A 10,914-nucleotide genomic window follows, 5' to 3' on the forward strand; every position below is an offset into this window, starting at 1 on the left:
GTGCTGGCGCGCCTTGACGCGCGCAGCGCTCACTGCGGCGGCCGTGCCGTAGGCGAACAGTTGTGTGAGCGGGCCCGGATACTCGTGCGCGATCACGCTCGCGATGGACCACGCCGCGGCCGCGTGCTCGGAGGGAAAAGAATTTCCGCCGGAACGGAAGCTGCCGTCGCCATTCCCTTCCAACGGGCGCTCACGCCCGGTGATGGCCTTGCCCAAAGCAGCGAGCGCGTAGGAGTTGACGAAAGCCTGGCCGGCGAGCCAGCCGGTTTCACGCTTTTTGTCGTCGTGCGTGGCCAGCCCCAGGAAGAACAGGCCGCCGCCCACACCCACCAGTGCCCCTACTCCGGCGGTGGAGATGTTGTCGTAGTGGTTGGTCCGCGTAGGCGCGGTGTGGACGTGGCGCGCGAACTGCGCGTCGCTCACCAGCAGCCCGGCCGTGACGCCCGCCAGCGGGATCATCCATGTGAAGTCTTGCAGGCGGGTGTTCAGCGGCGCCGTCCAGATGGCCTTCTGGTCGCGGACGAAGTCGCCGATGATCGGCGCGCGCAGCACGTTGGGCGTGCGCTGCGGTGGCGGAGGGGCGGGCTTCACCCAGCCGCCCGGATCGGCGGACGGCTCGGCGCCGTTGTCTGCCGCCGCGGCCGGCCCGCTCTTGTTCGTTGAAGACGGGGCCTGCCCGTCGGCGGCGACGGCCAGGGCAGGCCGGCAGCCGAGCAGCAACACGAGCGCGCAGGCAGCGATACGACGCATGTTCCAGCCGCCGCGCTAGAAGCTGCTCGCGATCTTGATCGCCACCGCAATCGACGACGCCAGGTTCGCCGTCTGCAGGGCATTACGCCAGGTTGGAGGACCGCCGACGGCCTTTTCCGGGACGACCACGATGTCGCCCGGGCGCAGGCCAGCGCCGCTCCATCCCCCGCTCCACAGGCCGCCGCCACCGCCGCCGACCACGCTGCCATCGGCGCGCAGCACGAACACGCCCTTCTTGTTGGCCAGTTGCGTCGGTCCGCCCGCCTGTTCCACGTACCACTCCGCGGTCTTGCCCGGGCGGTAGGAGATGGCTGTGGGACTGTACACCTGTCCGGACACCATGACGAAGTTTGGCGTCTTGGGGACGATCAGGACGTCACCGGCGCGCACTTCGATGTCGTCGCGCGACCCCTCCCAGCGCTTCATGTCACCGGAGATGTGCACCACCATGCGTCCGGCCGGCGGAGTGGTGCGCAGCCGCTCCAGCGTGGCCTCCCATTGCGCCACCGCGGCGGTCCGCGCCATGTGCTGGTCGTTGTAGTCCAGCGTTGGATCGATGGGCAGGTTCTTCAGCGTGTACTCCTGCGCCTCGATGCGGCGGATCAGGTCCGCGTGCTCTTTTTCCTGGATGTCCCGCACCTGCGCGCGCAGCAGCACCGCGCCATAGGGATACGCGCCAGGGCGGAAGCCGCCGGCTCGCTTCAGCACCGAGCTGAGCCGCTCCCCCTGGCTGATGCCGTATCCGCCGGGATGATTCACTTCGCCCTTGACGGTGATGAAGGCGCCGCGATCGTTCCATCCGCCGAGCTGGCGAACGTTGATGACGTCGCCGTCGCGCAGCGGCAGGTTGGCCTCCGGATCGCCCATCATGGCCTTCGCCAGGTCCAGATTGCGGTGCCCGGATTCGACCTGCTTGCCGCCTTCCACGGTGTAGCGCGACAGATCGGCGCTGCCCGGATCGGCGCCGCGCTTGAGTCCGCCAGCCAGGCGCACGGCCTCGGCCACGGTCATGTTGGGACCCAGCACGTAGCGCCCCGGACGGTCCACCTCGCCCTGCACCACCACCACCGGCGGATCGACCCGGTTGGGATCGCGGTTGATGAACACGCGGTCCTTGGGCTCCAGCACCACGTTGGCCGAGGGATCGCCATTGAGCGCCTTGCGCAGGTTTACGCTCAGGATGTTGATGCGGTTGCCGGCCGTGCGACGGATGACCTGCACGTCGTCGAGCTGCGCGTCAGGCGTGACGCCGCCCGCCAGGTACACGGCATCGCTCACCCGGGTGACGCCGTTGGTGCGATGGTCGCCCGGCTCGCGGACTTCGCCGGTAACGGTGATCACCGGTGGGTCTTCGAAGTCGAAGCGTCCGAAGACGCGCACCGTGTCGAAGGCCTGCAGGGGAATGTCGGCGTCACGATGCGCCAGCGCGTCGCCCAGGTTGAACGAGATCACCTGCGGCGCGAAGTCGGGCGCGTTCAGCCGGATCACTTCGGCGTGCTTCAGGTACGGCTCGGGCAGCAGGTCGCCGTAGGCCTTGATCAAGTCGCTGACCTTCATCCCGTCCTTGAAAGCGTACTTGCCGGGCCGAAAGACGTGGCCGTCCAGGTATACGGTCTTGTCGGTGTAGGGCACGATGGGCGAGATGCGGATCCGGTCGCCATCCTGCACGGTGAAGTTCCGCAACGCCTGGTTCACTTCCTCCTGGTTGTTGTTTTCAGGGATGTCGAGCGACAGCATGCTGCGCTTCTCGTGCGCATCGAGGCGGTCCACGTCAATGTGGCGCAGCGTGCCGGTGGACATCACCCCCCCGGCCAGCTCGAGCACTTCGGCCAGCGACTTCTCATTGTGCAGTTCGTAGATCGCGGGGCGCCGCACCATGCCTTCCACGGTGACCAGCGCGCCCAGCGGCGCCACCGAGATCGTGTCGCCCGGCTGGAAGGTCTTGATGTCGTTGCGGACGCCGTGCAGCAGCACATCGTAAACGTCGAACTCCTGCACCAGCTTGTTGCCGCGCATGTGCCGGAGCACGCGCAGCGAGCCGACATTGCTGGGCCCGCCCGCGGCCCACAGCGCGTTGAGCGGCGTGGAGAGCGAGTTGATGTCGTAGGCGCCAGGTTTCTGCACGTCGCCGGTCACGTAGACGCGCACCGTGCGCAGGCGCGCGAGCGAGATATCGACCTGCACGTCGCGGAATTGCGTGCGCAGCGCTGCCTGCACCTCACGCTGCACTTCCCCGAGATTGCGTCCGGCGACCAGCACCGTGCCCACTTCCGGCAGCGGCAACCGGCCTTCGCGGTCCACCGTGCGTTGCAGGCGCTGCGAAACGCTGCCCCACATCTCGACGTTGAGCTGGTCGCCGGGCCCGAGCGTGTAGTCGGGGCCCACCGGGACGTCCATCGGAAGGTTGTCGAAGTTGCCGGTGTTGTTCAGGAATATTTCGCTCCCGAACCGCTCCAGCTTCGGTTGCCGCTTGGCCACTTGTCCGTACAGGTCGTAGAGCGACGGAATGTCGGCGTATGGATTCGGCAGATGGCGCAGCAGCGGCTGCTCGTTAGGCGGCGAGAGCGGACGGCGGCGCTCGAGTTCAAGCGAGCGGCGATCGAGGCTTGCCGATTCGCGGCTGCCTGACGCGCGCGAGGCGGCGCCTTCGCGTGAAATCGGCGCCGCTGGTCCGCCCGAGAGGCTGCCGCCCAGGCGTCCGCCGAAGCCGCCGGCAAAGGCAGCGGCGATGTCGTCGTCTCCGCCAATGCCGCCGCTTGCCGCCGCCGACACGATGCTGGGCAGAGAGTCGGCCCCCACCCGCACCATGCGGCTGGTGTCGGGGGATACGTCGGCGTAGGGGTTGTCGTCGCGGTCGTCAACCGATGAGCGGTTCACGGTGCGGCGCGAGTCGCGCATCGAAGGCGGAATCAGGTCGTCCCGCGAGGGCGGAATGAAGTCAGGCGCGTCGGGGTCTTTCGGCAGCGGCCGCGGAATGATGTACCGGTCGTCGCCGAGCACCAGCTGCTGGTTCCAGTATTCCTCTTCCTGTGAGCCGGAAACATTCTTCGGGGCCGGCGGCGGCGTTCCCGTCTTGTCGGGCGGCAGGCCGTAGTAGTAGGCGTACAACTCCTTACGGCGCTGCTCGGCGGCAATCTCGTCCTGGGTCGGCTTGGGCCGAATGTAGTTGCGGCGCTCAAGCTCGCGCGTCACCATGTTGCGCACGCCGGCGTCTTCGCGAATATAGCGGAACAGCGCTTCGTCGGTGAGGTCCGATTCCTCCAGCAACCGGCCCTGGGCGAAGGCCATCTTCACGAACTGCCGCTTGATCACCAGCAGCACGCCCGTCTCCTTGTTCAGCAACTGGATGATCCTCTCCGCCGACAGCGAAACCAGGCGGTCGGCTTCACGCTGCGCCTGCGAGGGCTCGTTGGTGCCGTAGACCTTCTCGTCCTGTGGCTTGATCTGCGGCATGGCCGGACGCGGCTGCGGTGGCATTTGACCCTGCTGCGGCTGCTGGGCGGCGGCCCCAACCGCGCCCGCCAGAACCAACGTGGCGACCATGATGCTGCGGCGAAGATGCAATCCGAAATCAGTCATACTGCCTCTCACTTCTTGCCTCGAAATCTGCTGAAGCAATACCGAAGATCGAATCGTGATGCGCGAGGACTTCTGCTGCCGTTTCCCCAGGTGGCGGCACAGCTTCGCCCCGTCACTCACAGGGCTCTATGTGACCTAACCACTTGCTGATCAGTTTCTTGACCGCAAAACGCCATCGGCACACACCGCCGGGTTCAGTTCCACATGGCAGAGTGGTGTGCGGTCGGTCGAATGTGCGGACACCGAAAGAACGCCGGGGATTCGCGACGTTGCCACTTTACTAAAACGCAAACAGTCGGCAATTGGAGTTTGCCCTTAACTCTGGCTGAAGCCGGAGTCTGCTTCGCTGCTTCGTTGAATCGTCGGGCGCAACCGAGACGCTGCCCGCGGAGGCGCCTAACCAGCCTCGGCAGCGGCCAAGTAGCGCACCGGCATCTTCTCTGAATGCAAAAAGTTATAACAGGAATCGGGCCTGCCGTCACGTCCGCCAGGGCGCTTTTCGGCGCGGCGCTGGACGCAGGTTTTTCGCGCCGTGAATCGGCTGTCCGGCGCCGTGTCACCAGGAGCAACTAAGGTATAAATGCAGCGCGGCACCGGCGAGTGTAAACTCGCTGCACGTCGCATCGCTCGCGGCGGAAGACCCGGTTCACCATGCCAACCACCACCGGATGGCGAAACTTGCACCACATCAGCCGGCGCCCGGCTTTCTCAGCCCGCGGCAGGCAGGAGTAACCGCTTGCGTGTCCTGGTAACCGGCGGCGCCGGCTTCGTCGGCTCGCATCTTTGCGATGCGCTGCTCGCCGAAGGGCACTCGGTCGTCGCGGCCGACAATTTGGTCACCGGCCGGACCGCGAACCTCGAACATCTGAAGAACGAACCGCGCTTCGAGTTGCGGCAGGTGGACGTCAGCGAGCCGTTCGACTGCGGCAAGGTCAACTACGTCTTTCATTTCGCCTCGCCGGCAAGCCCGGTGGACTACATGATCCACGGCATCCCAACCCTGAAGGTCGGATCGTACGGCACGTTCAATGCGCTGGAGATCGCGCGCAAGTACGGCGCACAGTTTCTGCTGGCTTCAACTTCCGAGTGCTACGGCGATCCGCTCGAGCATCCGCAAAAGGAAACCTACTGGGGACACGTGAACCCCATCGGCCCGCGCTCGGTGTACGACGAAGCCAAGCGCTTCGCCGAAGCCGCCACCATGGCCTATAACCGCTATCACAAGGTGGCCACGCACATCGTTCGCATCTTCAACACCTACGGACCGCGCATGCAGCTCAACGACGGCCGCGTGGTCCCCAACTTCATGAAGCAGGCCCTGCGCGGCGACGATCTGACGGTGTACGGAGACGGCAGCCAGACGCGCAGCTTCTGCTATGTGGCCGACGAGGTCGAGGGCATCGTGCGCCTGTCGCGCTCCAACGAACACCTGCCCACCAACATCGGCAATCCCACCGAGTTCACCATCCTGGAATGCGCGCGCCGCGTGCTGGCACTGGTGGGATCGAAGAGCCAGATCAGGTACGCACCTCTGCCGCCGGACGATCCTAAGCAGCGCCGGCCCGACATCTCTAAAGCCCGCAAGCTGCTGGGATGGGAACCTAAAGTTCAGCTTGAAGAGGGCCTGAAGCTCTCGCTCGACTACTTCCGCAGCGCCGTCCGCGCCGAACAGGCCGCCGCCAAGGGCTAGTCCTTCCTATCACTTCCCTGTCATTACCCCGGTGCATGTACTGCCGAGAGTTGCCGCCATCGTCCATCGGTGCGAAGGTACACCGGCCCTGAGAACACGAAGGACAAGGCAAGGAAGTCCCATGTCGGACATGAAGACGCGCGTGGAGCGCGTCGTCGCGGAACTTTGTGCTCTGCAACGCGACCTGAATCAGCAGCTGATGGATAGCGCCGAACCCGGCGCCGTCACTGGACAGGCGGCCACGCCGCCAGCCGCAGCCGAAACCGCCCCGATCCGCGACTTGAAATCGGTGGTCGACCAGGTGCGCCACTTCTTGTGGTTCTATCTCCAGGTTTCCAGCGCGGGCTCTGAATCGGCCGAGCGCACGCGTCAACTGCTGCGCCAGGTGGCGCGCGATTCGCACCGCAACGGACAGGAAAACCCCGCCACCTTCTTCGAGCGCCTCAGCGCCATGGCCGAATACGCCGTGCTCCAGCGCAACCGTTCCAACAGCAAGCCCAACTGAACACACAAAAGAAGTCTCCTGCAAAAGACAAGTTGGATGCGATCGCCCCCCGAGCGCCGTCGTGTGCCCGTTGTGTACTTCGTGGGAAACGGGTCTGGTTGTAACTTTCATCTCACTGATGCATCGTATGCGGTATGAAATCCGGTGCGCTCGCATTGGTGTCGGTGGTTACGCTCCTGGTAGTCGGCTTTATGTTTTTTGGGCAGTCGCGCGTCACGGCGGCGGCGCAGTCCGGCCCGCGCGTACCAGTCGTGGTAGAGCTGTTCACCAGCGAAGGCTGCTCGGATTGTCCGCCGGCCGACGCGCTGCTGCTCGAGTTGCAGCAGAAGCAGCCGGTCTCGGGCGTCGAGATCATTCCGCTCGAACTGCATGTTGACTACTGGAACGAGCTGGGATGGCCGGATCGCTTCTCATCGGCCGCCATGACCGCTCGCCAGCAAGAGTACAGCCGCCGCTTCGGACTGCGCTCGGTCTACACGCCGCAGATGGTGGTGGACGGGCACGACGAGTTCGTGGGCAGTGATTCGCGCCTGGCGCTTCAGAAGATTGCCGGCGCCGCCCGCGGCAGCAAGCTGAACGTTGCCCTCGCGCGTGATGCCGATGGCGTGCAGGTGGAGGTATCGGGAACGGCGGGCGCCACGGGCGATGTGCTGCTCGCCATCACGGAAGACAACCTGGCCAGCTCGGTCGGCGCCGGCGAAAATCGCGGACGCCAGTTGCGCCACACCGCCGTGGTCCGCGACCTGCGGCTGCTGGGTAACGCCCGCGACGGACACTTCTCGGCGCGCCCGGCGCTGAAGCTCAATCCCGAGTGGCGGCGCCAGAACCTGCGCGCCGTCGTCTTCGTTCAGCAGCCCAACTTCGGCCCCATCCTGGGCGCCGCCGCGCTGCCGCTCAACTAGTCACCAAAAACAGAATAGGGATGCGCCCGACGCACTGAAAGGACGCATCCCTGATCGCCCGGAGCAGAGCATTGCTGCGGGTGGAATGCCATCATTATTACTTGACTAGTAACTAACTTGTCAATACAGGGAGCCCTCAGGCTCCGGCCAGGAACTCTGATCTGATTCGCGCCTCGATCTCATCGCGCACGCGCCGAAAGACCGCCAGCCGCTCCTGCTCCTCACCGCTGAAGGCGGCGGGATCTTCGAGCGGCCAGTGCAGCGATCGAAACGCCCCCGGAAAGATCGGGCACGATTCGCGGGCGCGATCGCACACGGTGATTACGTACTGGAAGCGGGTGCCGAGGAAGCCGGCGACGTCTTTAGAATGGTGCCCTGAAATGTCGATCCCGACCTCGCGCATGGCAGCCACCGCGAGTGGATTCAGTCCCGCGGGCCTGGTGCCGGCGCTCGCCACCTCAAAGCGATTGCCGGCGAGCGTGCGAAGCCAGCCTTCGGCCATCTGGCTGCGGGCAGAATTTCCGGTGCACAGGAACAACACCTTGGGCTTCACGTTCCCTCTCAGCCTTGCGCGGTGGCGCCCTCTTCGGCCGCCGGGCGGCACGCGGGCGTGCAGCAGGTCGAAGTCGGAGTGCAGCAGCTCTCCACCACGTCGCTGGCGGCCGGCTTCTCCGGGAGCTGGTCCTCGAGCACTACGAACACCTCCCACTGGTTGCCGTCGGGATCGGAGACCCAGCTCTTGTCCTGGATCGCGTAACAACAGTCGGTCTTCATTTCATCGCGAACTTCAAGACCGGCGTCGAGCCAGCGCTGGCGTGTTTTGAGCACCTCTTCGGTCGTGGCGACCTGTAGGCCCAGGTGCGAGAGCGCGCCCGGCCCGGAGAACTTTGCCTGGTTGATGACGAAGTTCAGCGCGGGCTGCGCCACGTCGAACTTGGCGTAGCCGCGCCTGACTTTGACCGGCTCGGCGCCAAACATGCGGCGGTAGAACGCAGTGCTCTTCTCCACGTCGCGGACGAAAATGGAAACGTGCGGCTTCATTGCGGCGGCATCGCTGGTCATTGAGCTTCTCCTTGGGCACATACATCTGCTTGTGCGTATGTGTTCAAGCGTAGCCCCGGGGACATATATCTGTCAAGGCGTATTTGTTATACTCCTTCGCATGGCACGGTCCCTGGGTCTGGAGTCGCTGTTTCGCGCACTCGCCGACCCCACGCGATTGCGCATCCTCAACCTGATGGCCGAGAGCGAGATCTGCGTCTGCTTCTTCGTCGCCATCCTGGGCGCCAGCCAGCCCAAGGTCTCACGCCACCTGGCCTACCTGCGCCGCGCCGGACTCGTCGCCGCGCGCCGCGACGGGAAGTGGATGCACTACCGTATCGCCACGCCCGCCCAGCCGCAGGCCGCCGCCATTCTGCGCTCAACGCTGGACGCAATGCGCCATGATCCCAAAATGCAGCGCGACCGCGCCCGTCTCACCGAGGCATGCTGCGGCGTGAAGAAGCTGGTGGGAATCGCCGACGCTCCCCTGCCCTCCCTGGTCACGCAATAGGCCTTTCGGTTGATGACCTTCGTGTGCCTCTGTGTCCTTGTGTGGATCGCCTTTGCTTTCTTCCGCGCGGGCTGCGAAGCTTATAGCGGAAAGAAACCGCCATGGACCAGACTGGCACGTCTCCCTCCCCCGACCCCTGCCGCCAGCTCCTTCGCCACACGCTCGCCACGCTCGCCTATCGCGGCGCCAAGGCGCTGCGGGGCGCACCGCCGGAGTTCGCCACCTTTTCCGCATGCGGCCGCACGCCGGCGCAGATTCTGGCACACGTCTGCGACCTGATGGACTGGGCTCTTTCGATGGCGAACGGCGAAAAGAAGTGGCGCGACACTCAGCCCGCCGGATGGGATGCCGACGTGAAGCGCTTCTTCGCCTCGATGGAGAAGTTCGACGCCTGCCTGCGGTCCACGGCGCCGCTGAGCACGCCCGTGGAGCAATTGTTCCAGGGCCCGGTCGCCGACGCCCTCACCCACGTGGGCCAGATTGCCATGCAGCGCCGCCTGGCCGGTTGCGCCATCAAGGGCGAAAACTATCTGCTGGCCGACATCGCCGCCGGACGCGTCGGCGAGGAGCAGCGCCCCCCAAAGCGCGAGTTCTGATTCTGACTTATCGGCGCGCCGCTGTCGCGGCTGTTTCCAGATCGGCAACCACGGCAACGTCGAACTTGGAGTCGTACTTCTTCACGTCGCTGGCGCCATATTTCTCGCGGAACTTCTCCACCACCCACTGAACCGTTTCACGATCGGTGATCGGCCTGGCTTGCAGATCGGCTGCGACGTAACGCGAGAGGCGGTCTCTAAGCTCGTCGATCGGATTGCCCGCCGCTGCACCATGCGAACCAGACATCACATGACCCGCTGCTGCTGATCGTTATTATGCGCGCCGTCGGCCCGAGGTTGCACACTCGGAACATCCGTGTTCGCCCGCACCGCCGACGCAGCATCCCCACACCCGTCCTCTGGATTCCCGCATCTTCGGCCGCGAGTTCCGCGATGGCCGGCCAGTCGAGCGACTCTCCGCCCACGCGCGAGCCGGGCCACTGTCGAAAAGCCGAACGCTTGACATGTTGAACAATTGAGCAGATTATGTCGCGGGTTCGCCAGCTACTCCCGTGCAAACACATTTCATTCGCCGTACCAGCACTGCTGACGAGCTTGCGGAAGCGCTTCGCACCCGGATTCTCTCGGGCGAAATGCTGCCCGGCTCAACCCTGCTGGAAATTCCGCTTTCGGAAGCTTTCGGCGTTTCGCGCAACACGCTGCGGGAGGCAATGCGCATCCTGATCTTGGAAGGCCTGCTCAAACGCCGTATTCATCGCGGCGTCACCGTGGCCGAACTTTCACCCGCCGATGTCGCCGAGATTTACGCGCTGCGCCGCATGCTCGAACTGAAGGCCGTTGCCCTTGCCGGCCGCGCTACACGCCAGGACTTCAGCCACATGTCGAAGGCAGTAACCGATTTTCAGGTGGCGGCGCTGTCACGCGACTGGGCGGCCGCCGTAGACGCCGACATGCGCTTCCACACCGCGCTGGTCGCGCTGCATCGCAGCCCGCGGCTGCTGCACTTTTATCGCAAGGTCGTGGGCGAACTGCGCTTGGGCATGGTTCTGGTGGACCGCGCTCACGACAATCCGCGTCGGCTCATACCCCAGCACAAGGCCATGCTGAAGGCGCTCGAGGCGCGTCGTTTGAAGGAGTGCGCGCAGATGCTTTCTCGACATCTCGACGATTCCGAGCGTCGGCTGCAAAGCATCTTCGGCAGCAAACATGACATGAAGCAGAAAGCGGCGATCGCCGCCGACTAGAAGCCATCTCATAAATGTCTCAGCAGGACCAGAACGCACGCGAGCTGAACCATGCCGAGGAAGTTGGCCGCGTGGTACTCCCAGCGGGTGACCACGCGGCGATAGTTATGCAACCAGGCGAACAAACGCTCGATG

The 10,914-nt window shown here is 64.9% G+C and carries 12 protein-coding genes; 6 read left to right on the forward strand and 6 right to left on the reverse strand.

All coding sequences use genetic code 11. The features are described 5' to 3' along the window. Nucleotides 1-750: phosphatase PAP2 family protein (locus VFA60_10770; GenBank protein ID HZQ92265.1), on the reverse strand; the 750-nt coding region annotated here is incomplete at its 3' end. 15 nt (nucleotides 751-765) lie between these two features. Continuing rightward, nucleotides 766-4,329 carry an SLBB domain-containing protein gene (locus VFA60_10775; protein HZQ92266.1) on the reverse strand — a complete coding sequence of 1,188 codons (3,564 nt, stop codon included), beginning with the start codon at nucleotides 4,327-4,329 and terminating at the stop codon, nucleotides 766-768. Nucleotides 4,330-5,065: 736 nt separating this feature from the next. Here VFA60_10775 and VFA60_10780 point away from each other — a divergent pair. The 3 genes from VFA60_10780 (at nucleotide 5,066) to VFA60_10790 (ending at nucleotide 7,426) form a co-directional block, all read left to right on the forward strand. Next, complete coding sequence (locus tag VFA60_10780) at nucleotides 5,066-6,019, forward strand: UDP-glucuronic acid decarboxylase family protein (GenBank protein HZQ92267.1); 954 nt, start codon at nucleotides 5,066-5,068, stop codon at nucleotides 6,017-6,019. Between the two features lie 121 nt (nucleotides 6,020-6,140). Continuing rightward, nucleotides 6,141-6,524: a hypothetical protein gene (locus VFA60_10785; protein HZQ92268.1), complete on the forward strand. Its 384-nt coding sequence runs from the start codon at nucleotides 6,141-6,143 to the stop codon at nucleotides 6,522-6,524. A 158-nt stretch (nucleotides 6,525-6,682) separates the two neighbouring features. Continuing rightward, nucleotides 6,683-7,426 carry a DUF1223 domain-containing protein gene (locus VFA60_10790; protein HZQ92269.1) on the forward strand — a complete coding sequence of 248 codons (744 nt, stop codon included), beginning with the start codon at nucleotides 6,683-6,685 and terminating at the stop codon, nucleotides 7,424-7,426. Nucleotides 7,427-7,562: 136 nt separating this feature from the next. Here VFA60_10790 and VFA60_10795 read toward each other — a convergent pair whose 3' ends face one another. Beyond that, on the reverse strand, nucleotides 7,563-7,979 hold the full coding sequence (locus tag VFA60_10795; GenBank protein ID HZQ92270.1) for an arsenate reductase ArsC: 417 nt from the start codon (nucleotides 7,977-7,979) through the stop codon (nucleotides 7,563-7,565). Between the two features lie 8 nt (nucleotides 7,980-7,987). Continuing rightward, on the reverse strand, nucleotides 7,988-8,488 hold the full coding sequence (locus VFA60_10800) for an ArsI/CadI family heavy metal resistance metalloenzyme (GenBank protein ID HZQ92271.1): 501 nt from the start codon (nucleotides 8,486-8,488) through the stop codon (nucleotides 7,988-7,990). A 100-nt stretch (nucleotides 8,489-8,588) separates the two neighbouring features. On the opposite strand from VFA60_10800, the gene VFA60_10805 reads away from it, so the two are divergent. Then, complete coding sequence (locus VFA60_10805; GenBank protein ID HZQ92272.1) at nucleotides 8,589-8,978, forward strand: metalloregulator ArsR/SmtB family transcription factor; 390 nt, start codon at nucleotides 8,589-8,591, stop codon at nucleotides 8,976-8,978. Between the two features lie 101 nt (nucleotides 8,979-9,079). Then, nucleotides 9,080-9,574, forward strand: a complete 495-nt coding sequence (locus VFA60_10810; protein HZQ92273.1) for a hypothetical protein — start codon at nucleotides 9,080-9,082, stop codon at nucleotides 9,572-9,574. A gap of 7 nt (nucleotides 9,575-9,581) precedes the next feature. Here the strand turns inward: VFA60_10810 and VFA60_10815 are convergent, their stop codons facing one another. Then, nucleotides 9,582-9,821, reverse strand: a complete 240-nt coding sequence (locus tag VFA60_10815; GenBank protein HZQ92274.1) for a hypothetical protein — start codon at nucleotides 9,819-9,821, stop codon at nucleotides 9,582-9,584. A 265-nt stretch (nucleotides 9,822-10,086) separates the two neighbouring features. On the opposite strand from VFA60_10815, the gene VFA60_10820 reads away from it, so the two are divergent. Beyond that, the gene (locus VFA60_10820) at nucleotides 10,087-10,779 is read left to right on the forward strand and encodes a GntR family transcriptional regulator (protein ID HZQ92275.1); all 693 of its coding nucleotides are present in this window, start codon (nucleotides 10,087-10,089) and stop codon (nucleotides 10,777-10,779) included. An 8-nt stretch (nucleotides 10,780-10,787) separates the two neighbouring features. Here VFA60_10820 and VFA60_10825 read toward each other — a convergent pair. After that, a partial coding sequence (locus tag VFA60_10825; protein HZQ92276.1) for an IS5/IS1182 family transposase occupies nucleotides 10,788-10,914 on the reverse strand: 127 nt, incomplete at its 5' end.

The organism is Terriglobales bacterium (assembly GCA_035651995.1).
Taxonomy (GTDB): Bacteria; Acidobacteriota; Terriglobia; order Terriglobales; family Acidobacteriaceae; genus DASRER01.